Origin of the sequence: Streptomonospora mangrovi (genome assembly GCF_027604915.1) — a bacterium.
GTDB classification, from domain to species: domain Bacteria; phylum Actinomycetota; class Actinomycetes; order Streptosporangiales; family Streptosporangiaceae; genus Streptomonospora; species Streptomonospora mangrovi.
The window spans coordinates 75,276-98,174 of record NZ_JAJAQC010000010.1; the positions used below are offsets into that span (position 1 = coordinate 75,276).

General features: G+C 76.0%; 20 protein-coding genes. 5 read left to right on the forward strand and 15 right to left on the reverse strand.

What is annotated here, in order from left to right:
- Positions 1-132: 132 nt before the first annotated feature.
- From LG943_RS08345 to LG943_RS08385, 9 genes are all read right to left on the reverse strand, one after another.
- Complete coding sequence (locus tag LG943_RS08345) at positions 133-1,503, reverse strand: ADP-ribosylglycohydrolase family protein (RefSeq protein WP_270071631.1); 1,371 nt, start codon at positions 1,501-1,503, stop codon at positions 133-135.
- A gap of 430 nt (positions 1,504-1,933) precedes the next feature.
- Entirely contained in the window at positions 1,934-3,082 is a 1,149-nt protein-coding gene (locus LG943_RS08350) for an ADP-ribosylglycohydrolase family protein (RefSeq protein ID WP_270071632.1), read from the reverse strand.
- An 11-nt stretch (positions 3,083-3,093) separates the two neighbouring features.
- Positions 3,094-4,254: an ADP-ribosylglycohydrolase family protein gene (locus LG943_RS08355; protein WP_270071633.1), complete on the reverse strand. Its 1,161-nt coding sequence runs from the start codon at positions 4,252-4,254 to the stop codon at positions 3,094-3,096.
- 102 nt (positions 4,255-4,356) lie between these two features.
- Entirely contained in the window at positions 4,357-5,436 is a 1,080-nt protein-coding gene (locus LG943_RS08360; protein WP_270071634.1) for an ADP-ribosylglycohydrolase family protein, read from the reverse strand.
- Complete coding sequence (locus tag LG943_RS08365; protein WP_270071635.1) at positions 5,426-6,736, reverse strand: ABC transporter substrate-binding protein; 1,311 nt, start codon at positions 6,734-6,736, stop codon at positions 5,426-5,428. Before LG943_RS08365 ends, LG943_RS08360 begins: the two co-directional genes overlap by 11 nt.
- Positions 6,733-7,587, reverse strand: coding sequence for a carbohydrate ABC transporter permease (locus LG943_RS08370; RefSeq protein WP_270071636.1), 855 nt, complete (start codon positions 7,585-7,587; stop codon positions 6,733-6,735). The genes LG943_RS08365 and LG943_RS08370 overlap by 4 nt, the downstream gene beginning before the upstream one ends.
- A gap of 49 nt (positions 7,588-7,636) precedes the next feature.
- Positions 7,637-8,575 (reverse strand): carbohydrate ABC transporter permease, encoded by a 939-nt coding sequence (locus LG943_RS08375; protein WP_270071637.1) that lies wholly within the window; start codon positions 8,573-8,575, stop codon positions 7,637-7,639.
- Positions 8,572-9,606: a LacI family DNA-binding transcriptional regulator gene (locus tag LG943_RS08380; RefSeq protein WP_270071638.1), complete on the reverse strand. Its 1,035-nt coding sequence runs from the start codon at positions 9,604-9,606 to the stop codon at positions 8,572-8,574. The genes LG943_RS08375 and LG943_RS08380 overlap by 4 nt, the downstream gene beginning before the upstream one ends.
- 624 nt (positions 9,607-10,230) lie before the next feature.
- Complete coding sequence (locus tag LG943_RS08385; RefSeq protein ID WP_270071639.1) at positions 10,231-10,755, reverse strand: lytic polysaccharide monooxygenase auxiliary activity family 9 protein; 525 nt, start codon at positions 10,753-10,755, stop codon at positions 10,231-10,233.
- A gap of 845 nt (positions 10,756-11,600) precedes the next feature.
- Here LG943_RS08385 and LG943_RS08390 point away from each other — a divergent pair.
- A complete protein-coding gene (locus LG943_RS08390; protein WP_270071640.1) occupies positions 11,601-12,374 on the forward strand; it encodes a GAF and ANTAR domain-containing protein in 774 nt (257 codons plus the stop codon).
- 40 nt (positions 12,375-12,414) lie between these two features.
- On the opposite strand, the gene LG943_RS08395 is transcribed toward LG943_RS08390, so the two are convergent.
- The 3 genes from LG943_RS08395 to LG943_RS08405 form a co-directional block, all read right to left on the reverse strand.
- Complete coding sequence (locus tag LG943_RS08395) at positions 12,415-13,536, reverse strand: winged helix DNA-binding domain-containing protein (protein WP_270071641.1); 1,122 nt, start codon at positions 13,534-13,536, stop codon at positions 12,415-12,417.
- 124 nt (positions 13,537-13,660) lie between these two features.
- Positions 13,661-14,761 (reverse strand): DNA topoisomerase IB, encoded by a 1,101-nt coding sequence (locus tag LG943_RS08400; protein WP_270071642.1) that lies wholly within the window; start codon positions 14,759-14,761, stop codon positions 13,661-13,663.
- Between the two features lie 114 nt (positions 14,762-14,875).
- Positions 14,876-15,724, reverse strand: a complete 849-nt coding sequence (locus LG943_RS08405; protein ID WP_270071643.1) for an NmrA family NAD(P)-binding protein — start codon at positions 15,722-15,724, stop codon at positions 14,876-14,878.
- A 260-nt stretch (positions 15,725-15,984) separates the two neighbouring features.
- Between LG943_RS08405 and LG943_RS08410 the strand changes: the two genes are divergently transcribed.
- Complete coding sequence (locus tag LG943_RS08410) at positions 15,985-16,926, forward strand: AraC family transcriptional regulator (RefSeq protein ID WP_270071644.1); 942 nt, start codon at positions 15,985-15,987, stop codon at positions 16,924-16,926.
- A 233-nt stretch (positions 16,927-17,159) separates the two neighbouring features.
- Positions 17,160-17,999 (forward strand): DUF817 domain-containing protein, encoded by an 840-nt coding sequence (locus LG943_RS08415; protein ID WP_270071645.1) that lies wholly within the window; start codon positions 17,160-17,162, stop codon positions 17,997-17,999.
- Between the two features lie 71 nt (positions 18,000-18,070).
- Here LG943_RS08415 and LG943_RS08420 read toward each other — a convergent pair whose 3' ends face one another.
- The gene (locus LG943_RS08420; protein ID WP_270071646.1) at positions 18,071-19,012 is read right to left on the reverse strand and encodes a DMT family transporter; all 942 of its coding nucleotides are present in this window, start codon (positions 19,010-19,012) and stop codon (positions 18,071-18,073) included.
- A 205-nt stretch (positions 19,013-19,217) separates the two neighbouring features.
- Here LG943_RS08420 and rnhA point away from each other — a divergent pair, with 205 nt between their 5' ends.
- Both rnhA and LG943_RS08430 read left to right on the forward strand, forming a co-directional pair.
- Positions 19,218-19,718, forward strand: a complete 501-nt coding sequence (gene rnhA / locus LG943_RS08425; RefSeq protein ID WP_408648564.1) for a ribonuclease HI — start codon at positions 19,218-19,220, stop codon at positions 19,716-19,718.
- 193 nt (positions 19,719-19,911) lie between these two features.
- Positions 19,912-20,637: a hypothetical protein gene (locus LG943_RS08430; RefSeq protein ID WP_270071647.1), complete on the forward strand. Its 726-nt coding sequence runs from the start codon at positions 19,912-19,914 to the stop codon at positions 20,635-20,637.
- A gap of 45 nt (positions 20,638-20,682) precedes the next feature.
- On the opposite strand, the gene LG943_RS08435 is transcribed toward LG943_RS08430, so the two are convergent.
- Together LG943_RS08435 and LG943_RS08440 are read right to left on the reverse strand one after the other, a co-directional pair.
- The gene (locus LG943_RS08435) at positions 20,683-21,279 is read right to left on the reverse strand and encodes a DoxX family protein (protein ID WP_270071648.1); all 597 of its coding nucleotides are present in this window, start codon (positions 21,277-21,279) and stop codon (positions 20,683-20,685) included.
- 211 nt (positions 21,280-21,490) lie between these two features.
- Positions 21,491-22,711, reverse strand: a complete 1,221-nt coding sequence (locus LG943_RS08440) for a hypothetical protein (protein ID WP_270071649.1) — start codon at positions 22,709-22,711, stop codon at positions 21,491-21,493.
- Positions 22,712-22,899: the final 188 nt, after the last annotated feature.

Below are 22,899 nucleotides of genomic sequence, written 5' to 3' on the forward strand. Positions count from 1 at the left end.
GCCTGGGGCGGGCGGTCACCGGTCCGCAGGCCGCCCGGGTGGTCGAGGCGGCGACGGGCGGCGACGGGCGGCGGGGCCTCGGGCGGGCGGTACCGGCTCGGCACGGCGGCGGCCCGTGAGACGACAGCGGTGTCACGCGGCGGGGGCGGTGCGCAGGGCCAGGGTGCGCGCGGCGAGTTCGGCGAAGGTGATGCCGTCGAAGCCGGTGAGGCTGCTGGCGATCCGGCCGCGCAGCGGGGTGGTCCAGTACTCCGGCAGGGCCGAGGCACCCCTCAGCGCCCCGGCGGCAGATCCGACCGTGGCACCCACCGAATCGGTGTCCCAACCGGCCGACACGGCCTTGGTGATGGAGTCGGCGAAGTCGCCTCCCCCGTGCACGAGCGCGGCGGCGACCACGGCGGCGTTGTTGACCGCGTGCACCCAGTGCAGGTGGCCGTGCGCCGCGTACAGCCCGTCCACGACCTCCTCGAAGTCGTCGGCGCCCGCCGCGAGCACCATCGCGTCGCGGACGGCCTCGGCCAGCCGCGACCTCGGCGGCACCACGCGCAGCGCCGTCTCCAGCGCGGCGGCGGGGGAGTCCGCCACCGGGGCCGTCGCGGCGAGCGCGGCGGCGAACATCGCGCCGTAGACCCCGTTGGCGGTGTGGCTGACCACGGCGTCGCGGTGCGCCATCATCGCGGCGGTGCCCGGATCGCCCGGGTTGGTCCACCCGAACACGTCGGCGCGGATCAGTGCGCCGATCCACTCCCGGAAGGGGTTGCGCACCCGCGCCGTCCGCGGCGGCACCACCCCCGTGAGCAGGTTGCGCACGGCCACCCGCTCGGCGGTGAAGATCCGGCCGGGCGGGAGTTCGTCCAGCCACATCTGGGCGACGTCCTCGCTGGTGAACCGGGGGCCGAAGCGCTCAAGCAGGGCCAGCCCCAGCATCGGGAAGTTGAGGTCGTCGTCCTCGGGGGTGCCGTCGAGGGTTTCGGCCAGGCTCGTCGGGGCGCTGCGGCGGTTCCACGGCCAGCGCGCCGCGACGTCGTCGGGCAGGCCCTTGGCCGTGAACCAGCCCCGCACCGGCCAGTTGCCGGTCGTCTCGGCGATCTCGCGGATGCCCGCGCGCGGGATCTTCTCCACCGGCTTGCCGAGCACGCACCCGGCGGCCCGGCCCGTCCAGGCGCCCAGCACCCGGTCGGCGAGGTCGGCGCCCGGCGCGGCCACCGGACCCACCGGCCACTCCGGGCAGGCCGCGATGATGTCGGGGAGGTCGGTGGGCTCGTCCCCGGCCAGGGGGGAGGGCAGGGCCGAAAGCTCGTCCAGCAGATCCTCGGCCAGCGCGCGCACCTCGGGCGCGGCCGGTTCGGGCGAGGCGCCCGCCAGGGGCGGCGCGTCGTGCCCGCCGGCGGCGTACCAGCGCTTCCGCACCCGGGCGACGGCGTCGGGGTCGCGGCCGTCCTGGTCGGCCTGGCGCAGTTCGTGCCCGACGAGGTCTTCGGGATGGATCCAGGTCACGCGCATGTGGCGGGTTCCTCCAGTGGTCGTCGTGTCGTCCCAACCGCTCCAATGGCGCGGCCCCGGCGGTCCGTCGCCGGTCGGCCCGCCGAGAGGCCGCGCGCCGACGGCCGCTGCCCGGCCAACGCGCGGCGCGTCCCCGCGCGTGCCCGGCGCGGGGTTTCCCCGCGACCGAGGACGGGGGTTCGCACCGTCCCAATCGCCGCCGCGCCGGGTTCCACCGCGAGCCGATGCCCGTGGCGGACGCGGCCGGCGCGACGGGCGGCCTGTCGGTGCGCGGGCGGTCGTGCGATGGTCCCCGGGCTGCTCCGCGCCCGCCGCCCGGCCGAGTCGGCGTCCGGCCGGTGCGCCCGCACCGGCCGCCCACCGGCGTTCACCGCGCCCGGCCTCGTGCGCGCGCCTCGGCCCGCTCTCCGCACCGGCATCCGCGTCCCCCTCAGGCGGCCGGCTGTTCCAGCTTTGCCAGGGCGGCGTCGGCGGCCTCTCGGCGGCGGCGGTCGGCGGTTCGGATGCGGAGGGCGACCTCCGCCAGGTCCAGGCCGGGGGTTTCGATGTCGGTGCGGCTGGCTTCGGCCACCTGGATGCGCCACTCCCGGGGGACCGCGTCGCGGCCGCCGAGTGCTCCGGCGAGGGCGCCGCCCATGCTGGCGATGGAGTCGGCGTCGCGCCCGTAGTTCACCCCGCCCAGCACGGTGTCGCGGTAGTCGCCCCCCGCGATCAGCAGGAACGCCAGCGCCAGCGGCAACTCCTCGATGGAGTGCACCCGGCTGGGCCGACGAGCGCCCAGCCCCTGGTCGCGGTAGGTGTCGGCGACCGTGTCGAACGGCGCCACGGCCTCCCGCAGCGCCGCCGCCGACCCCCGCCACCCGCTGATGCCGCGCGCCCGCTCGCACACCGCCTCGATCGCCGCGCGCGTGCCGTCCTTGGCCAGCCCCAGCGCCGCCGCGACCACCGCCTCGGCGTCGGCACCCGGCCCCATGGCCGCCGCCACCGCCGCCGCGAACACCCCGGCGGCCTCCCGGCCGTAGCTGGACTGGTGCGCCCCGGCCAGGTCGATCGCCTCGGTGTAGGCGCCCTCCGGGTCGCCGGCGTTGACCACGCCCACCGGCGCCATGTACATCGCCGCGCCGCAGTTGACGATGTTGCCGGTGCCGGCCTCGCGCGGGTCCACGTGGCCGTAGTGCAGCCGCGCCACCAGCCACTTCTCGGCGAGGAAGACCCGTTGCAGCAGCAGCGCCTCCTCCTCCAGTTCGGGCACCCACCGCCGCTCACCCATCATCTCCGGCACCAGCAGGTCGGCGGCGGCGTAGGCGTCGAGGTGCCGTTCGGCCTTGGTGTAGACCCGGATCAGCGCCTGGGTCATCAAGGTGTCGTCGGTGATGTGGCCGTCGCCCTTGTGGTAGGGGGCGATGGGCCGCGCGTTGCGCCAGTCGGTGTTGAAGGGGCCGACGACTCCCTCCACGTAGCCGCCGTAGCGCTGCTGGATCTGCTCGACGGTCCAGCCCTCGGTCGCGCCGCCGAGCGCGTCACCCACGGCGGCCCCGGCAATCGCGCCGACGGCCTTGTCCTGGAGGCGGGTCAGCATGGATGGCTCCTTCACGGGTTGCGGCGCGCTCCCGCGCCACGGTCGTCGTTGTCGCTCCGGTCGCCCCGGTCGCTTCGGGAGGAGGCGGCGAGCGCGTCGGCCACGCCGACGAGGTCGGTCCCGGCCAGTTCCGGCAGGCAGCACCCGGCCAGCGGCGCCGCGCGCGCCCGCCACGCGGGCGCGATGGCCAGGTGGCCGCCCAGCGCCCCGGCGAGCGCGCCGGTGAGCGCGGGCGCGGAGTCGGCCAGCGGTGCCAGGCACGCCGCCGCGCTCACCGCCGGACCGAGCGCGCCCCCGGCGGCGCCGGTCAGTGCGAAGGCTGCGCCCAGCGTGGCCTGCGCCGCCGTGCCGTAGGAGTAGACGTGGTCGCAGCAGACCGCTTCGAGGGCCGGAACGAGGTCGAAGGGCTGGGCGGGCGCGGCACGCTCCACTTCGGCCAGCGCCTCACCGACGACCGCGTTGATCGCGCTGCCCGCCGGAAGGTGCGCCGTTCCGGCCGCCAGCGCCTCGGCCGGCCCCGCCCCGCCCACGGCCGCCGCGACGGCGGCGGCCATCGCGCGGGCGGCGCTGACGCCGTCGCCGGAGTTGGTGACCTCGGCGTCGGCCTGGGCGTCGTCGGCGGCGCCCTCGGGGTCGCCGGGGCGGGCCGCGCCGAACGCGACCGCGCGCACCGCCGCCGCGTCGTCGAAGAAGTGCGGGTTGTCGTGCCCGGTGTGCGGCGGGCGGGCGCCCCGCGCGAGGTTGTCCAGCGCCGTGCGCACCGAGATCCGCGCGCGCACGTCGGCGCGGCCGGCGAGGGCGGCGAACGCCTCGGCGCGGTCGGTGCCGATGCCCAGCGCCGTCCACGCCAGCCACTCGGCGTCGTCGGAGGGACCCATGGCCAGCGGCGCCACCGGCTGGTTCAGCGCGAAGGGCACCGGCAGCGTCGTGACGCGGTGCTCCTCGGCGAACAGGTCGAGTTCCCGGCCCAGGCGCCGGGTCCAGGGCGCCAGCAGGGCGGACCGGTGCCGCCCGGCCGGCCAGCCCACGGCGTCGCCGATCGCCAGTCCGGCGAACGCCCCGCGCACCCGGTCGGCGACCGAGCCGGGTGCGTCCGCGCCGGGTCCGCCGGTCCCGGTGGCGGCCTTCGGTTGTGTTCCGCCGCCGTGTGCCGGGTTGTCCCCCGTTGTCACTGCCGATTCCTCCCCGCGTCGGGTGGGCCGCCGATCGGCGGTGCCCGGTCGCCTCCGCTGTTCCCGCTGGTACGGCCGGCCCCTCGGGCGGCCGCACCAGCGCTATCCGCCGGGCGTCCGCCGCCCGGCGCCGCTTCGCTCTGCCTCGGCCGCGCGGTCGGCCGCCCCGGCCGCCACCAGGAGGTCGGCGACCTCGGTGACGTGGCGGCCCGCGACCGACGGCAGGCAACTGCCCGTCACCGGACCGATCGCCGCCGCCCACCGGCGCGGGATCCCCGAAGCGCCGCGCCCCGCCCCCGCCAGGGCGCCGGCGATCGCCGCCGTGGTGTCGGCGTCGCGACCCATGTTGGCCGCCGTCACCACCGCCTCCTCCACCTCGCCGCCAGCGGCGAGGTAGGCGCCGAACGCCAGCGCGACCGCCTCCGGCGCCAGGTCGGTCCACGGGTAGTGGGCGGGCACCACGGCCGCGTGCAGGGCCGCGCCCAGCGCGGCGGTGTCGGGCGCCTCGTCGGCGGCGCGCACCGCGTGGGCCAGGGCGCGCCCGGTCCAGGAGTCGGCCGGCACCTGCTCCCGGGCCGCCGCGGCGACCTCGCGCGGTGCCGCGCCGGCCATCGCCGCCGCCACGCCCGCCGCCACCGCGCGGCCGCCCAGCAGCCCCTCGCCCGCGTGGCTGACCTGGCCCTCCAGCTCGATCAGCCGCGCGGCCTCGGCCGGGTCGCCCGCCGCGAACACCCCGTAGGGCGCCGCGCGCATCGCCAGCCCGTCGGACCAGCCGTGCAGGTGCCGCCGCCCGGTGTCGGGCGGCGCCAGCCCCCGGCGCAGCGCCTGGACGGTGCCCAGTTCGGAGAACCCCGCGCCGCGCATGGGCCCCTCGATGGTCAGCACGTCGCGCTCGTAGGCCGCCACCACGTGCTCGGGCCGCAGCCCGCGCCCGTGCTCGGCCAGCAGCAGCCCGATGAACACCGAGTACTCGGTGTCGTCGGTGCCCGCCGCCGTGCCGCGCTCGTCCACGGCCAACTCGGTCAGCCGCCCCCAGCGCTCCGCGATGGCCGCGGGCGTCATGTTCTCCGCCGGGCGGCCCAGCGCGTCGCCGCAGGCCAGGCCCAGCAGCGCGCCGCGCGCCCGGTCCCGCCAGGCCTCCGGCGCCGCGCCCGGGGCGCGGCCCGTGTCCTCACCCCTCATCGGCGTACCTCGCCATCACCGCGTCGCCCTCCTCCTCCATGCGCCGCGCCAGCTCGTCCAGGCTGATCCGGTCGCCGAAGTACTCCTGCAACAGCGGCTCCGAAACCCGGTTCTTGAACTCGTCGAACCCGGGGACCTGGAGGTAGGGCGCCGAGCGGAGGTTGCCCGCCGCGTGCACGGCGACGTCCCACTCGTTCTCGTTGGTCGTCAGCTCCGGCGAGGCCAGCGCCTCCTGGCTGGTGGGGGTCAGCCAGTCGCCCAGCGCGAGGTCCACCTGGTTGTCGGGCTCGGCCATGAACGCGACGAACGCGGCCGCGTCCGCCTCGTGCGGGCTCCCGGCGGCCACCGACAGCGTCTGGGAGGTGGCGCCCTGGTCGGGGACGTCGCCCACCAGCGGCGGCAGCATCACCCAGTCGAACCCGTCGGGCGCCTGCTCCACGACCTGCTGGCGGGTGTAGACCCCGCCCTGGACCATGGCGTACTGCCCGGCGAAGAACGCGGGCAGCGGGTCGGAGCCGCTCATGCCCACCGCCTGCGGGTCGGCCGTGCGGTCGGTGTAGAGCTGGCGGTGGATGCGCTCCAGCACCTCGCGCTCGCGCGGCCCGACCTCCACGGTGACCGTCCCGTCCTCGGCGACGCGGAAGAACTCCCCGCCGAAGTTCAGCGCCAGGTTGAGCACCCGGTTGGTCGGGCTGCTCAGCGGCCAGGCCACCGCGTGCCGCTCGCCGGGCACGGTCAGCTCGCGGGCGGCCGCCTCGAACTCGTCCCAGGTCCAGGGCTCCTCGACCGTGGGGATCCGCACCCCCGACTCCCGCAGGATGTCGGCGTTGGCGATCAGCACCTGCGGCTCCTGGAGCAGCGGCACGCCCACCACGCGGCCGTCGATGGTGACGGTGTCCCACGCGGCGTCGCCGATGTCGGCGCGCACGTCCGCGGGCAGGTCGTCGCCCAGGTCGGCCAGGTAGTTGCGGTACTCGAAGCTGGTCAGCGTGGGCGACTCGTTGTGGATGATGTCGGGCGGGTCGCCGCCCTCGAACGCCGTGACCAGTTGGTCGTTGACGTTGTCCCAGCTCCCCTGCACGTACTCCACCGGCGCGTCGGGGTGCTCCCGGTTCCACTCCTGGACCAGCCGCCGGTTGGCCTCGATCGACTGCGTCTGCCAGGCCAGGCTGAGGTAGCGCATCGGCTCCTCGCCCGGGTCGCCCTGGGCGCAGCCGGTGACCAGCACCGCCGCGGCCAGTCCCGCCGCCGCCAGGGCCGTGCCCCGCCGCCGGCCTCGCCCGCCCCTGCCCACGGTCATCCCTTCACCGCCCCGTCGACCAGCCCGCCGCGGAAGCGGCGCTGGATGAACGCGAAGAACACCAGGCTGGGCACCGCCGCCATCAGCGACGCCGCAGCCAGCGGCCCCAGCCGCGCCACGCCCTCGGGCCCGGTGAACGCCACCAGCACCAGCGGCAGCGTCTGCACCCCGGGGTCCTTCAGCAGGATCAGCGCGAACAGGAACTCGTTCCAGGAGGAGACGAACCCGAACATCAGCGCGGCGGCCACGCCCGGCGCCGCCAGCGGCGCCACCACCGACACCAGCGTGCGCCAGCGGCCCGCGCCGTCGACCGCCGCGGCCTCCTCCAGCACCCGGGGGATGCCGCGCAGGTAGCCCCGCAGCATCCACAGCACGAACGGCAGGCACCAGGTGGCGTGCACCAGCACCAGCCCCGCCAGGGAGTCCACCAGCCCGAACCGCCGCAGGATCATGAACAGCGCGATGATCACCAGGATGAACGGGAACACCTGGCTGACCAGCACCCAACCCATCACCACCCGGTTGACCGCCGACTTGTAGCGCGCCAGCACGTAGGCGGCCGGCAGCGCCAGCAGCACCGTCAGCACCGCCGAGCACAGCGCCACGCCCAGGCTGCGCCGCGCCGCGCCCACCAGGTCCTGCTCGCCGAACGCGGCGGCGAAGTTGGCCAGGGTGGGCTCCAGCGGGATCCACGTGGGGTCCAGCAGCGCCATCTCCTGCGGCGTCTTCAGCGCCGTGGACGCCAGCCACACCAGCGGGAACGCCAGGAAGACCAGGTAGCACACCAGCGCCGCGTACTGGCCGGTGCGGGCCGCCGCCCGGCGCGCCCGGGCCGCGCTCACCGCAGCCATCGCCGGCCTCCCGTCCCTCGCCGCAGCGCGGCGCACGCGCGGGGTCGCCTCATGCCTCGGCCTCCTTCAACTGGCGGCGCAGGTAGAACCCGAGCACCGCGAGGACCACGATCACGATCGCCACGCCCATCGCCGAGGCGTAGCCGAAGAACCCGTAGCGGAACGCCTCCTCGTAGGCGTAGAGCATGGGCAGCCGCGTCATGCCGCCCGGCCCGCCCTGCGTCAGCACGTACACCAGCGCGAACTCGTTCATGTTCCACACGAAGTTCAGCGACATGATCGCCACGGTCACGGAGCGCAGTTGCGGCAGGGTGACGCCGGTGAAGCGGCGCCAGGGCCCGGCGCCGTCGACCCGCGCGGCCTCGCCGAGGTCGCGGGACACGTTCTGCAACCCGGCCAGCAGCACGATGGTGGTCTGCGGCATCCCCGTCCACACGCCCACGACCACCACGGCGGGCAGCGCCCAGCCGAAGTCGTTCAGCCAGTCGATGTTCTGCGAGATCAGGCCGAGGTCGGTGAGCGCGGCGTTGAGCACCCCGGCGTCGGGGTGGTACACCAGCCGCCACATCAGCCCGATGATCACCGGCGGCATCGCCCACGGGAACAGCGCCAGCGTGCGGGCCAGCCAGCGCAGCCGCAGGTTCTGGTTGAGCAGCAGCGCCAGGCCCATGCCCGCCGCGTACTGGAGCAGCGTCACCGTGACCGCCCACACCAGGCCGATCCGGAACGACGACCAGAACTGCACGTCGTCGAGCAGGTGCCCGAAGTTCTCCAGGAACACCAACGATGTGTCGACGTCGCGGCCGGCGCGGGCGTCGGTGAACGCCAGGAACATCCCGTAGACCAGCGGCGCGATGCTGAACAGCACCACCGGCATCAGGGCCGGCAGCAGCAGCGCGTAGGCCGACCGGTCGGGCCGCCGGGCGCGCGGACGGGGCCGGGGCGGCGCCGCTTCGGTGGGGGGTGGGGACGCCGAGGTGAGCGTCATTGGTCGCCTCCTGTGGTCGAGGCGCGCACGACCAGGCGCGGCGCCACGGTGACGGTCCGCGCGGAGCCCGCGGCCGGGGCCGCGGGGGGAGCGCCGCGCAGGCGGTCGAGCAGCAGTCCGGCGGCGCGCCGGCCGCGTTCGGCCGAGCCCAGGCAGACGCTGGTCAGGGTGGGCCACGACACCGCCGCCAGTTCGGTGTCGTCCATGCCGACCACGGCGACGTCGTCGGGCACGCGCAGCCCGGCGGCGCGCAGGGTGTCCAGCGCGCCCAGGGCGATCAGGTCGTTGGCGCACAGCAGCGCGTCGGGCGGGCCGTGGGGGTGGGCGAGCAGGCGGCGGGCGCCCTCGGCGCCGGTCTCGCGGCGGAACCCGCCCACGTGCACCAGGCCCTCGTCCACGGGGCGGCCGGCCTCGGCCATGCCGTCGCGGAAGGCGGCGTCGCGGCGTTCGCCGGGCACCGTGTCCAGCGGGCCGTTGACGAACCCGATGCGGCGGCGCCCGATGTCGAGCAGGTGGCGCAGGGCCAGGCGGACGCCGGTGCGGGAGTCGGCGCGCACGTTGTCCACGGGGGTGCCGGGCGGCACGGAGCCGATGACGACCACGGGGGCGGCGGCCTGGGCGAGGGCGCCGAGCAGGTCGGGAGTGACCCGGATGGGGCTGATGACCAGCCCGTCGGCGTGCCGGCGGCCCAGCCCGCGCAGCACCTCGATCTCCTCGCCGGGGTCGCCGCCGGTGGAGTGCACGACCAGGCGGAAGCCGTCGGCGCGCAGGACCGGCTGGATCTCGCGCAGCATGGCCAGGTAGACGGGGTTGCCGATGTCCTCCACGGCGAACGCCACCTGGTCGGTGCGGTTGGACTTCAGCGAGCGCGCGACCGCGTTGGGGACGTAGCCCAGGCGCTCGGCCTCGGCCAGCACCCGGCGGCGGGTGGAGTCGCGCACCGGCTGGCCGTTGAAGACCCGCGACACCGAGGCGATGGAGACACCGGCGGCCTCGGCGATCGTGGTGATCGTCGGGACGGGCTTTGCCATGCGCCCTCCCTGAGCTGCGCTGATGAGAACTGTAAACGTTTACAGTGGGGGGTGGTGTGAATCCGTGTGAAGTCCTGGTGGATGTGAGGCATCCAACACCACGGCTCGGCGGGCCGTCAAGTGGGGGCCGTTCGGTACCGAGCGCGCTCGCGCGGCGGCCCTCCGTCGCGACCGGCGGGAGGGGAGGGCGGGGCGGCGGGCGCGGGCCGGGGTGCGGACGGGGGTGCGGGCGCGGGCGCGCGGGATGCCGGGGGCGGCACGGGCGGGCGGGCCGGCGGGGTCGGCGGACACCGCGCAAAAACGGTTCCGGAGCCGGTTCGCAGACGGCGGCGGGAAAGCGGTGAAAGCACGACGGAGAACCGCTCCGGAAATCGGCGGGGAACCACTTCCCCGACCGTGGAAAACGGCACCGAGGCGCCGTTTCGGAGCGGGGGGAAACGGCGCTGGAAAAACATGGCCAGGTATCCGGGAAAACGGTGCGGGATTCCCCGCGCGCGTTCACGCGGCCGCGCGCCGGCCCGCCCTCCGGAGCGCTTGGCCGCCGGGTGCGGGCACGCGTCCGGGTTCACGGGCCGCCCGGGTACCGGCCGGTCGGGGCCGGTACCCGAGGGGGGTCGGTGCGGGTCAGGCGGCGCCGACGTTGACGTCGATGCAGGCGTAGAACGCGTTCGCGGTGTCGGCGACGTTCCACACCGCCAGGATCTTCTGCTGGCCGCTGTATCCGCCCAGGTCCACGCGGTGGGTGACCGTGGCCGGCGGCCGGGCGCCGCCGTCGTCGAACGAGGCGATCCGGGTGCCGCCGATGAAGTACTCCCAGGTGGAGGTGGCGTGCTGGGCGGTCAGGGTCCAGGTGAAGTCCACGGTCCGGCCGACCGGGGTGACCTGCCAGCCCTTGCTGTCGTCGTTGAGTTCGGCGAACCGGGTGTTGCCGCCGTGGCAGTTGGTCAGGCCCTTGGGGCCTTCGACGCTGTGCGGCTCCCACTGGATCTGGCCGCACTCCACCACGCCGGCCGCGCACTGCGCCTGGCGGCTGGGCGGCGAGGAGACGTAGCCGTGGGCGTTGGCGGTGCCGGCGGGCATCAGCGCGAACAGCAGCGGGGTGGCCAGCACCACCGCCGCGGTGGAGAGGGACGCCTTCTTCAGGTTCATGGAAGACCTTCGTTTCTCGCGGCGCGCCGCGGGGGCCGGTGCGGGCGGCCCGGTGTCGGGGTCGCGGGCGTCGCGGTAGCGGGGATGGGTCGTGCGGGTGCGGGTGCGGAGGCCGGCCCGGCAGGGGCGCGGCCCCGCGGAAGCGAAAAGCGCCGGAGGGAAACCGCGCGCCTTTGCGAATTCCCCTCGATGGCGGCGAAGGCCGGGGGCGGCCGCGCCGCCCGGCCGGGAATTCCGCCGCCCGCCGACCCGGGCGAACGGTATTCTCGACCGCGGAGCGATTTCGACGGTAAACAACCCCCCACAGGGCGTCAAGGCGGGCGGCGCGCTTCGCTCTCCCCGGTGAATCCCCAGGCCACGCGGTCGGCGATGTATTTTCCGGCACTGAAAGACGGCCGGTCTTATTCCGCGTCGTTTCCCCCCGCGCGTTCAACCTGCGCCGTCACCGCGTTGGTCCCCGCACCGGTCTAGACCGGACTCTCTCACCGGTGCCCACTCCGCAGCGTCGGGGTGCGGATACGAGAAGTAAGGGAGTTATGTCTTCCGAGTAACACTTTCCTCAGGCTGGTCCAGCGGGTACACAATAAGGACACGATTGCTGTCGGCGGCACCGCGGCCGGGCGGGCGGATACCCGCCCGTCCCGCCGAGCCGCCGACCGCGCCCGCGCGTCCCGGTCTCCGCGCCCACCACCGCACCGCACCGCACCGTTCCGCCCGCCGCCCCTGCCCCACACCGAGGTGGCGCGCGGGCCTGGCGCGCGTGCGCCGCCGCGGCCGGCGTGGGCGTTCGGCACGCCTCCGGTCCGGCAGTGGGGCCGAAGAGGGCGCCCCCAGAAAGGAATGACGTGAGCGGAACCATGGTCGAGCAGGGCGACGTCGGCGACCCCCGCCCCGAGGCCGTGCTCCCGGCCGACGGCGGCGAGGACCTCGCCGTCGCCCGCGCGTTCGCCGACTTCGCCCGCGACGTGCTGGAGAAGGACTCCGTCCCGGCCACGCTGGAGGAGATCACCGCCCTGGCGGTGGCCGAGATCGACGGCGCCGACTACGCCGGGGTCACCCTCTACGACCGCCGCAGCCGCGAACTCTCCACGCACGCCCCCACCGACCCCCTGGTCGAACGCGTGGACCGCATCCAGTACCGCACCGGGCAGGGCCCCTGCCTCGACGCCATCTGGGTGCGCGAGGTGTTCTGCCTCGACTCCGTCGAGGAGGAGACCCGCTGGCCGGAGTTCGTCGCCGAGGTCGGCGGCATGGGCATCAAGAGCGTCATCTCCTTCCAACTCTTCACGCACAGCGACGTGCTCGGCGGGCTCAACGTCTACTCCGCCACGCCCAACGCCTTCGACGTCACCGCCCAGGAGGTCGGCGAGATCCTGGCCGCGCACGCCGCCGTGGCCCTGGCCAACGCCCGCGCCCAGCACCACCTCTCCCGCGCCATCCGCACCCGCCAGCGCATCGGCGAGGCCACCGGGATCCTGGTGGAGCGCTACAAGCTGACCGACCGCCAGGCGTTCGCGCTGCTGGCCAAGGCGTCGCAGAACCTCAACGTCAAGCTCAGCGCGCTGGCCGAGGAACTCGTGCAGACGGGCAGCTTCCCCGAGCCCCGCGAACTCCGCTGAGGCGGGGCGCGCGGGGCGGCGCAGGGCCGCCCCGCGCGCCCTACCCGGTGGGCGCGGCGACCTCGACGCGGCGCTCGGCCGCCTTGGGCGCCCAGAACTCCAGCAGGGCCGCCCCCTCGGCGCAGACCGCCTCCTCCTCGGCGGCGGTGAGCGCCCGCACGGGCGTGACCGCCAGGGTCGCGGCTCCCCGTTCGAGCGCGATCCGCCAGCCCGCCGCCACCATGCCGTCGACCAGGACCGTGCCGGGGTCCACGCCGTTCTTGGCGTTGAACCCGTGGTCGCGCAGCCGCACCGCCACCAGCCGCGAGGTGTCGGCGTGGGAGCGCAGCACGTTGTCGTACTCGTAGCAGAACCGCACCGGCGCCGGGGTGTCGGGATCGGGGAGCGGGACGTCGGGCAGGTCGAACAGCTCCCGCCCGTCGGGACCGATGTAGACCCGCAACCCGCCGCGCAGCCCGTCCACCTCCTCGGCCAGCCGGGTCAGCCCCGACCAGTGCTGCACGTCGCGCACCGACGCCGGGCCGAAGGCGGCGAGGTAGCGCAGCACCAGCCGCGCGACCGAGGGCTCGGGTGCCAGGGCGCGGCCCGGCCACGTCTCGATGGGGGTGTGCGCGGCGGCGCCGCTGCGGCCCCACTGCCCGCGCGGGGGCACCTGCACCAGCGCCACCCGGGTGCGGACCAGGTTGGCCAGCGCCTGGGGCTCGCGCTCGCCCCAGCCGGATCGCCGCCCGTGCTCGGCCAGCGCCCGGCCCAGGGCGCTGAAGGTCAGCGGTCGCTCGGCCAGCGCGGCGCGGCCGGCCCGCTCGACCTCGGCGGGGTCCAGGCCCTCGACCTGGCGGCCGTAGGCGGACCGGAAGCCGCGGTCCTGCATCGGCTGCACCGCCGGCCGCAGCCACTGCGCGTCCTCGGCGGTGACCAGGTGGATGGTGGAGCGCATCAGCGCCAGCCGCACGATGTCCCCCTCGCCCAGCAGGCGGGACGCCTCCTCGGGGGAGAACCCGGCCAGCCGCGACCACAGCCCCACGTACCAGGTGTGCGGGGTCTGCGCCTGGAGGCCGACCAGGTGCTCCAGCAGGTCGGACACGGTGCGGTCGGCGCGGCGCAGCAGGTGCTGGCGGTCGAGGGTGGCGCGGTTGAGCTGCCGCAGGGTGAGCACGGTCATGCGGTCTCCACGGGTGGGACGGCGCCCGGACGGGGCAGGGCCGTCGCGCCGCGGCTGGCGTAGGGCACCATCCTGGCACCGCGCCGCGGTGCGGGCGGGGGCGGCCCGCCCCGGTCGGGGCCGGTCAGCCGGGCCCGCCGTCCGCGGCCTCGGCCGGGTCGCAGTGCTCGGGGTGGGTGCGCAGCATCTTCAGCACGGCTTTCTCGACGGCGCCCTGCGTGGCGAGTTCGCCGAAGTCGGTGTCGCGGCCCAGGCCGGGCAGCGCGGAGGCGACGGTAACGCCCTGGTCGAACAGCCGGAACACGCGGGGGTCGATGTAGGAGGCGCGCGCGACGGCGGTGGTGTTGCCCAGGTAGGCGGCGACCTCGCCGGTGACGTGGGCGGCCAGGCGGCGGCGCGCGGTCGGGGTGGCGGGCTGGGTGGCCACGGCCAGGCCCACGGCCGCCAGGACGGAGGCGTGCCAGGTGCGGAAGTCCTTGACGGTGAAGTCCTCGCCGCTGATCTCGCGCAGGTAGTCGTTGACGTCCTCGCTGCGGATCTCGCGCCAGTCGCCGCCGTCCCGGTAGGCCAGCAGCGTCTCGCCCGGGCGCCGCCGCCGCTGGAGCACGGCGATGAGCCGCTCGACGTCGGGCTCGGCCAGCTCCACCGTCCGGTGCTTGCCGCCCTTGGCGGGGTAGGAGAACACCAGCAGCCCCCGGCGGCGGCGCACGTGCTCGCGCAGCAGGCTGGCCACCCCGTAGGTGTCGTGCTCCTCGGCGTAGGCGCGGTTTCCGGCGCGGAACAGGCCCAGGTCGACCAGCCGCACCGCCGCCGCCAGCACCCGCTCGCGGGCCAGGCCGCCGCGCTGGAGGTGGGCGGCGACGGCGCCTCGGATGTCGGGCAGCCGCTCGGCGAAGTCCAGCATCCGGTCGTACTTGGTCTCCTCGCGGATGCGCTGCCACTCCCGGTGGTAGATGTACTGGCGGCGCCCGGCCTCGTCGGTGCCCACGGCCTGGAGATGGCCGTCGGCGGACGGGCAGATCCACACGTCGCGCCAGGCCGGGGGGATGGCCAGCTCCTTGCAGCGCCGGATCTCGTCGGGGTCGGTGAGGGTGCGGCCCCGGGGGTCGTGGAAGCTGTACCCGCGTCCCCGGCGCACCCGGGTGATGCCGGGGGCGGCCGGGTCGCCGCGCCGCAGCCCGCAGCGCCGGGCGGCCTCGCCGATGTCGTCCTCCGCGTAGCGCATTCCGGCCTCACTACCCGGCCGCGCCCGCAAATCACGCCGCCCGAAACCGCGCCGCCGCACCGGGGGACCGGAGGCGGCGGCGCGGACGCGCGGACCAGGGGCGGGGACGGGGTGCTACGCCCAGGCGCCTTCGGCGGCCACCCGGGTGGCCCACGCGGTGAAGTCGGTCGCCTCGCGTCCCAGCAACCGGCGCACGCCGTCGGCGGGTTCGGCCAGGCGACCCGTGCGGAGCAGGGCGTAGAGCGCGTCGAACGCCGCCACCCCCTCAGGCGGCATGCCCTCGGCCGCGAGTTCGGCGCGGTATGCCTCGGGGGTGAGTTCGACGTAGTCGACGCCGCGGCCGGAGGCCCGGGCCACGGTCCGCACGGCTTCGGCGAAGGTGAGGCCCCGGGGTCCCGACAGCTCGTAGCGCCGCCCGGCGTGGCCCTCGCCGGTGAGGACGGCCACGGCCGCCTCCGCCACGTCCTCGACGTCCACGAAGGGCTCGGGGACGTCGCCGACGGGCAGCGCCAGCCGCCCGGCCAGCACCGGGGCGTGCCACAGGTCCTCGGTGAAGTTCTGCGCGAAGTTGTTGGCCGCCAGGATGGTCCACTCGGCGCCGGAGGCGGCGACGGCGGCCTCGGCGGCGGCCATACCGGCGCCGAACGCCTTGCCCACGAGGTCCATGCCCCGCCCGGAGAGGACCACGAAGCGGCGCACCCCGGCGTCGGTCGCCTGCGCGACGAACGGCGCGACGGGCGCGGGGTCCTCGGGCGCGACGAGGTAGACGGCGGAGGCGCCGTCGAGGGCGGGACCCCAGGTGGCGGGGGCGGCCCAGTCGAACTTCACCTCGCCGGAACGGGACGCGGCGCGCACGCGGGCGCCCTGGGCGCGCAGCCGCGCGGCGACGCGGCGGCCGGTCTTGCCGGTACCGCCCAGGACCAGGAAGGAGGGGTGGGGGTGGGTGGTGGTGTCGGTGCTCATGCTGAAGAGTCAACCGCCGGGAGCACGGCGCGGCCATGGCCGCGCGTGCGCGGCACATAGGAGATCGTCCGCCAGCGAGTGATTCGCGGGGGTGGCGGGACGGCGGGTGGCGGGGACGGGCGGTCATCGGTTGGCGCACCGGCGGTTGCGGGGCGCGACGGAGCGGCGACGGCGGCGGGTGCGGCCTCGCGCCTGGACGCCGTACCGCTCCGCCCCACCTCAGCGCCTCGACGTCCCCTCCCCGCTCTAGGGTGTGGGCCATGGACGTGTTCGACGACCTGCTGCACGGCGTGCGCGGGCAAGGGGCGGTGTTCGGGCGGTCGGTGCTGTGGCCCCCGTGGGCGCTGCGGTTCGCCGACGGCGCCGACCTCACCCTGTGCGCGCCCCTGCGCGGCGAGGGGTGGATCGTCCCAGGCGGCGGCGCGCGGGCGCGCCGGGTGCGCCTGGGCGAGACCGCGATCGTGCGCGGTCCCGACCCGTTCGTCTTCACCGACGACCCCGACCGCGCCGGGACACCCGTCCGCGAGGCCGCTCCGGTCGGCGGCGGGGACGCGCCGCCGGCCGCGCCCGCCGAGCTGTCCGGCTCCACCGTGCTGCTCGTGGCCTCCTACCGGGTCCCCGAGCCGGTGCGCCGCCGCCTGGTGCGCGCGCTGCCCCCGGCCCTCGTCGTGCCCGACGAGCACGACTGCTCCGCCCTGGCCCCCTACCTGGAGGCGCAGATCGGTGCGCCCCGCCCCGGGCGGCAGATCGTGCTGGACCGGCTGCTGGACTGGCTGCTCGTCTGCACGCTGCGCGACTGGTTCGACCTGCCCGAGGCGCGGCCCCCGGCCTGGTACCGCGCGCTGACCGACGACGCGGTCGGCCCGGCGCTGCGCGCGATGCACGCCGCCCCCGCGCGCACCTGGACGACGGCCGACCTCGCCGCCGAGGCCGGGGTCTCCCGCACCACCTTCGCCAAGCGGTTCCGCGAGCTGATGGGCGAGCCCCCGGCGGGCTACCTCACCGAGTGGCGCATGGACCTGGCGGCCGGACTGCTGGCCGAGCCCGGCGTGACGGTCGCGGCGGTGGCCCGGCGCGTGGGCTACGCCGACCCGTTCGGGTTCAGCGCGGCGTTCAAGCGGGTGCGCGGGGTGTCGCCCAGCGCCTACCGAGCCGCCCTGGCCGGAGCCGCCGACGAACGCCGCGAGACGCCCGTGGGCTGAGCCTCGGGGGCGCGCGGGCCGCCCGGTGCGGGGCGGGGGAGCGGCCGGGTTCCTCCCGGCGGCCGGGTTGGGCCGCTGCCCCCACCGATCCCCTCACCAGGCCCGCCACCTGCGCGTTCCCGCGCCCAAGGCCGACCGGGCGGCCCCGACGGTCACCCCCGGGTGGTGTACGCTGCCGCTCCGGCGCCGGGGAATCCTCCGGCGCAGGGCCAGGCACCACGGAGGTTGCACGAATGGTCGCGGAGGCGCTTCCGACCGGTCCCGCCGAGCCCGCCGGTCCCGCCGTGCGCGCGGCGCGCGCGGCCGACTGGTTCTCGCTGCCCCAACTGCTGCGGTTCGCCTGGCTGGAGGGGCTGTCCTGCCTCTTCGCGGTGTGCCTGTTCGCGGGGCTGGCGCTGTCGTCGGTGGTGCCGCTGCCCATCGCCCGCTACGACGCGCTGCTGATCTACGGGATCGTGCTGACGTTCGTCTTCTGGGCGGTGCGCCTGGAGACCGGCACCGAGGCGCTGGCCATCGCCGGGTTCCACGTCGTGGGTCTGGTGTTCGAGCTGGTCAAGGTGCACATGGGGTCGTGGAGCTACCCCGAGGACGCCCTCACCAAGATCGCCGGGGTGCCCCTCTACAGCGGGTTCCTCTACGCGGCGGTCGGCAGCTACGTCTGCCACGCGTGGCGGCGCCTGGACCTGGAGTTCGTGGGCTACCGCCGGATCGCCACCGCCGTCGTGGCCGCCGCGATCTACGCCAACTTCCTCACCCACCACTTCCTGCCGGACTTCCGGGTGCTGCTGGCCCTGGCGATGGTCGCCGCCACGTGGGGCGTGATGGTGGGGTTCACGGTCGGCGCGGTGCGCTACCGGATGCCGCTCGCGCTGTCGTTCGTGCTCATCGGGTTCTTCCTGTGGGTGGCCGAGAACATCGCGACCCTGCTGGGCGCCTGGCAGTACCCCCACCAGGCCGACGTGTGGCACCTGGTGCACCCCGCCAAGTTCGGCGCGTGGGCGCTGCTGGTGACGGTGGCCTGCGTGCTGGTGGCGTCGTGGCGCAACGGCCGACGCGAGACGCCGCAGGTGTGAGCCGCGCGGAGGGGTGAGCAGGCGCCGGGGGCGGACACCGAAGGGGCGAGCCGCGCGGCGGGCGCGGCGCCTCAGCCGTCCCCGGTGGCGCGCCCGGCCGCCGGAGTCTCCCGGTCGGCCGACCCGCCCCGCTCCCCGCGCCCGGCCCGTCCGGCGGGCTCGCCGGTGTCGGGGTCGACGGTGGCGAGCAGGAACACGCCGCGCATCGCCACCAGCCCCGCCGCGGCGGCGACCGCCACACCCCACACGCCGCCCTGGTAGGTCTCGCCGAGGAACGTCAGCCCGATGACCACCGACGACAGCGGGTTGGCCAGGTTGATCACCGCCAGCGGCGCCCCCACCGCGCTGCCCCGGTAGGCGGCCTGCGACAGCAGAGCCCCCGCCGCCGCCAGCGCCGCGATGCCGACCGGCGCCGGGTGCGCCACCGCCGCGAGCAGCCCCTGGGCGGCGGCGGTGTCGGTGAGGGCCTTGGTCATCGCCGAGCCACCGGCGAACGCCACCCCGGCCGCCGCCGCGTACAGCCCGCTGCGCGCCATCGGCCACCGGACGAACCGCCCCGCCGTGGCGAGGGCGGCCACGGCCGCCAGCACCGCGCCCAGCGTGACCAGCGCGCCGACCGCGTCCAGCGGCCGACCTTCGCCCGAGGACGCCGCCGCCACCAGCAGCACGCTCAGCCCCGCGATGGTCAGCAGGGCGCCCCACCACTCGCGCCGCGACACCCGGCGCGCGGCCCAGCGGGCGGCCCAGGGCAGCGCGAACACCAGGGCCAGGGTGCCCAGGGGCTGCACCACGATCAGGGTGCCGTAGGCCAGCGCGACGACGTGCAGCGCGGCGCCCGCGCCGTTCAGCGCGACCGCGAACCACCACAGCCGCTGCCGCATGAGGACGCCGATCATCCGCCGGTCCATGGGTCCGCCCAGCCGCGCGGCCAGGCGACGCTGGGTGGCGGCGCCCGTGCCGTAGCAGACGGCCGAGGCCAGGGCCACGGCGGCGGCGATCCACACGCCGGTCATCGCGGCCTCCGGCGGCGGATGCGGGAGAGGGGCGCTGTCGGGACGGTCTCTGGCGGGGGAGGAGGAAAGGGCGGAACACGCATGCGGTTCCCCTGCCCAGCACGGGCCGGGCCATCCGCGCCGGCGGCGCGGCCCCGGGGCGCCGCCCGGGCGCGGCCGGCTCCGGCGGGCACGGAAGCCCCGGTCAGGCGATAGATTTCCGGGCGTGCGAACAAGCGAGGAGCAGGGCGCGGTCGGCGCGGCGGACGCGGACCCGGACGCGCCGACGAGCGCGGTGGTCATCTACACCGACGGCGCGTGCTCGGGCAACCCCGGGCCCGGCGGGTGGGGAGCGGTGCTGCGCTACGGCGGGCACGACAAGGAGATGTACGGCGGTGAGGCGAAGACCACCAACAACCGCATGGAGTTGATGGCCGCCATCATGGCCCTGGAGGCGCTCAAGCGCCCGCTGCCGGTGTGCCTGCACACCGACAGCACCTATGTGCGCAACGGCATCACGTCGTGGATCCACGGCTGGAAGCGCTCGGGCTGGCTCACCCGCGACAAGAAGCCGGTGAAGAACGCCGACCTGTGGCAGCGCCTCGACGCGATCGCGGCCCGCCACGACATCGAGTGGCGCTGGGTGCGCGGCCACAACGGCGACGCGGGCAACGAGCGCGCCGACGCCCTGGCCTGCCGGGGCCGCGACGAGGCCCGCCGGGGCTGAGGGGCGGGGACCGGACGGCCCGAGCCGACGCCGCCCGGCCGGGCGGCCGTGCCGGGAGAGGTCGGGGCGTCGGGGATGCCGGGGGTTCTCGCGGGATGCCGGGGATGCCGGGAGATCTCGCGGGACGCTGCGGGCGCTGCGCCGTGCTGACGCCGGTGCCGACGCGCGCCGGCCTCCGCTAGGGTGCTCCGTCATGGGTTCCCGACGACGCCGCGTCATCGCCGCCGCCGTGCTGATCCCGGCGGGGCTGCTGGTGCTCCTCAACGTCGCCGAATGGGGAGACGTCGGCCTGACGGCGGGCGGTGTCGGCGGGCTGGTGGCGATGGCGGCCACGGTGGGCCTGGTCCTGGCCGCGCTGCGCGGGGTCGACCGCCGCGCGGGCGCGGTCGCGGTCTTCGTGCTCGCGTGGGGCGCGGTCGTCCTGGCCTCGGCCCTCGGCGAGACGGCGGTCGCACTCACCGCGAACGAACTGGCGGCGCGCGCCGAGACCGTGCAGCCCTGGGAGGACGCCGAGGGTTCCGCCGACGCGGCTTACGGCGCGGGCGGCACGGGCGGTGCGGACGGCCTGGACCCGGCTGATGGGGCGGCGGGCGCTCCGGCCGGAGAGTCGGGCGGAGGGTTGAACGAAGGCGCCGACACCACCCCGCCGCCCTCGGGCTACGCCGAGCCGACCTCCTCCCCGGGCGAAGCCCCCTTCCCGCCGCCCTCGGGCGCCCCGGCCGACACCGCGACAGCCGGCATCGAGGTCGGGATGGCGTTCGTCCCCGCCCCGCAACCCGGCGGATCCGTGCTGCCCTACGGAACCGCCGCCATCACGCTCATGCTGGGTTGGATCCCCGCCCTGGCCGGAACCGTGGCCTACCACCGCACCCGCCCGCAGGCGGCGGGCGGGACAGATTCGGTCCCCGGCCACTCGTAGACCGCCCCGCGAACCGGTGACCGCCCGGCCTGCCAGGGGCGTGGGCTAAGCCGTGCCCTCGACGTCCGGCAAGCCGTCCGTCCCGTTGCCGTCCTTGTGCGCCTCCGCCTCGACCACCGCCTCGGCCTTCGCCTCTCGGGCGAGGAGGCGGCGCTTGCGTGCCACGACGAGGGCCACCGCCGGGACCACGGCGGCGCAGGCGACCGCGCGCATCCACGGCTGGTCGAGGACGTGGCCGGTGAGGTGGTCCAGCGAGAGCCGTCCCGCCCCTGACGCCGCGATCGACAGCGCGGTCAGCGCGATCAGCGCCGGGTACTCCAGCCCGCCCTCGGTGTTGAAGAACCCGTTGGGCGCGTGCAGTTCGGCCGCGACCGCCATGGTCCCCGCCACCGCCGCGCCCGCTGCGGGCGTGCCCAGGCCCAGGACCAGCGCGGCGCCGCCCGCCGCCTCGCTCGCCCCCGCGGTGAGCGCCATCGGGCGGCCCGGCCGGTACCCCATGCCGTGGAACGCCTGCGCGGTGCCCTCGGGGCCGCCGCCGTTGAACCAGCCGAAGAGCTTCTGCGTGCCGTGGGCGAAGACCGTCGCCCCGATACCGGCGCGCACCGCCAGTGCCGCCGCATCGCCGATCGTGACGCGTCCCATCTGTGTCCCCCTGGAGTTGATCCGGCCCTGGCGGCACACCGCGCGCGCCTGCACGGCGACCCCGGCCCAGCCCCGGTCCCGGCCCGGCTCCGGCCTCGCTCGGCTCCGGTGCGGCGGTGTGCTGCCGGACGCCCCTACCCCGGGGGCGGCCGTTGAAAGGCCGCCGACCACGGTGATCACCGGCGCGGCGGGAGGGAGGACGACGCGCCCGCTACCCCCGGGCGCCCACGTCCTCGGCGGTTCCGCCCGCGCTCCCGTCCTCGTGTCCGCCCTCGCCCCGGCCCGCACCCTCCTGGCCCTCGGCGCCGTCCTGGGGCGGTGCGTAGCCGGGCTGGGGCAGCATCAGCGGCAGCGGCGGGTTCTCGTAGTGCTCGGGCTTGTAGCGGCGCAGCAGGTCCTCGCCGTCGCGCTCCCAACTGAAGTTCGGCTTGTTCAGCAGGGTGCGGAACACCCGGTCGGCCTTCGCGGTGTCGCGCGCCGCCAGGCGCCGGATCGGTACCGGCGGGACGGTCTCGTCGCGCACGTACATGCTGATGACGTCGCGGTACCGGCGCTTCACCACCAGGTCGGGGTCGGCGAACGCCTCCTCGGCCAGCCCGAAGTCGGCGTAGACGCCCAGCCCCTCCTCCGGGTCGTAGATCAGCCCGGTGGTCTCGGCCTCCGCCCACTCCTCCACGTGCAGGTCGGCCCGGCTGCCGGCCTCGCCCACGAAGTCGTCCCACTCCGGGGAGCCGGGCTCGCGGGTGCGCTCGTAGTGGTGCCGGTCCAGCTCCTCCATCCGCTCGGCCAGCTCCTCGGCCGGGACCACGATCTCGTCGGACCCGAACAGCTCGATGAACGAGTCCCGGTGCTCGGCCTGGAGCCGCCACCCCTCGGCCAGCTTCTCCGGGTTGCGGAACACCTGCTCGGGATGCTCCCAGGCGAGTTCCTCGGCGATGACGTAGACGTCGGCGGCGTCCTCGGCGGCGAAGGCGACCGGCTCGCCGCTGATCATCCAGTCCTCGCCCACGGGCACCAGCCGCGTCATCAGGAACTCGCCCACCCCGACGGGCGCCGTGCCCTCCGCGCCGAGGTTGGAGTGCATGCGGTAGACCTGTTCGTCGACCAGGTTGAACGTCACCAGCGCGCCGTCCTCGCGCGCGTCGACCCGGAAGACGCCCTCCACGGGGTCGCGCCAGGCCAGCAGCATCTCCCGGTCCTCGTCGCTGAGGTCGGTGCGCGCCGCGACGAACCGGTCGAGCACGGTCCCGCCGCCCGCCAGCTCGTGCTCCAGCAGGAAGGAGTCGATCAGTTGGGAGGCCACCACGCCGTCCTCGGCGGTCTCGTCCGACGCCTCGGCGAGCGCCGCCTCCCGTTCGGCGGCGAACCGCGGCTCCAGCCCGAACTCCAGCAGCCGCACCTTGAGATCGCCCGCCCGCGCAATGCGGTCCATCCGTCCTCCTTCGCGCTTTCCGTGCCCATCAAGGGTCCCAGACCCCGGAGGGACCCGCCCCCGCCGGAGGGATCGCCTCGGCCGCACCCGCGGCCCCGAACCACCGACCCGCCCCCGTCGGGCCCGCACCTTCGGCCCGCCGTCCCCGCCCCCGGACCGCCTCGGCCGCCGGGGGTTGGCGCACCTCC

Excerpts from the sequence above, each read along its gene's own strand:
- LG943_RS08365 (WP_270071635.1), bottom strand. The coding sequence starts at position 6,736 with ATGACCGTGGGCAGGGGCGGGCGAGGCCGGCGGCGGGGCACGGCCCTG.
- LG943_RS08375 (WP_270071637.1), bottom strand. The coding sequence starts at position 8,575 with ATGACGCTCACCTCGGCGTCCCCACCCCCCACCGAAGCGGCGCCGCCC.
- LG943_RS08435 (WP_270071648.1), bottom strand. The coding sequence starts at position 21,279 with ATGGGACGCGTCACGATCGGCGATGCGGCGGCACTGGCGGTGCGCGCC.
- LG943_RS08415 (WP_270071645.1), top strand. The coding sequence starts at position 17,160 with ATGGTCGCGGAGGCGCTTCCGACCGGTCCCGCCGAGCCCGCCGGTCCC.
- LG943_RS08370 (WP_270071636.1), bottom strand. The coding sequence starts at position 7,587 with ATGGCTGCGGTGAGCGCGGCCCGGGCGCGCCGGGCGGCGGCCCGCACC.
- LG943_RS08395 (WP_270071641.1), bottom strand. The coding sequence starts at position 13,536 with ATGACCGTGCTCACCCTGCGGCAGCTCAACCGCGCCACCCTCGACCGC.
- LG943_RS08440 (WP_270071649.1), bottom strand. The coding sequence starts at position 22,711 with ATGGACCGCATTGCGCGGGCGGGCGATCTCAAGGTGCGGCTGCTGGAG.
- LG943_RS08345 (WP_270071631.1), bottom strand. The coding sequence starts at position 1,503 with ATGCGCGTGACCTGGATCCATCCCGAAGACCTCGTCGGGCACGAACTG.
- LG943_RS08410 (WP_270071644.1), top strand. The coding sequence starts at position 15,985 with ATGGACGTGTTCGACGACCTGCTGCACGGCGTGCGCGGGCAAGGGGCG.
- LG943_RS08420 (WP_270071646.1), bottom strand. The coding sequence starts at position 19,012 with ATGACCGGCGTGTGGATCGCCGCCGCCGTGGCCCTGGCCTCGGCCGTC.
- LG943_RS08430 (WP_270071647.1), top strand. The coding sequence starts at position 19,912 with ATGGGTTCCCGACGACGCCGCGTCATCGCCGCCGCCGTGCTGATCCCG.
- LG943_RS08405 (WP_270071643.1), bottom strand. The coding sequence starts at position 15,724 with ATGAGCACCGACACCACCACCCACCCCCACCCCTCCTTCCTGGTCCTG.
- LG943_RS08400 (WP_270071642.1), bottom strand. The coding sequence starts at position 14,761 with ATGCGCTACGCGGAGGACGACATCGGCGAGGCCGCCCGGCGCTGCGGG.
- LG943_RS08385 (WP_270071639.1), bottom strand. The coding sequence starts at position 10,755 with ATGAACCTGAAGAAGGCGTCCCTCTCCACCGCGGCGGTGGTGCTGGCC.
- LG943_RS08360 (WP_270071634.1), bottom strand. The coding sequence starts at position 5,436 with ATGAGGGGTGAGGACACGGGCCGCGCCCCGGGCGCGGCGCCGGAGGCC.
- LG943_RS08350 (WP_270071632.1), bottom strand. The coding sequence starts at position 3,082 with ATGCTGACCCGCCTCCAGGACAAGGCCGTCGGCGCGATTGCCGGGGCC.
- LG943_RS08380 (WP_270071638.1), bottom strand. The coding sequence starts at position 9,606 with ATGGCAAAGCCCGTCCCGACGATCACCACGATCGCCGAGGCCGCCGGT.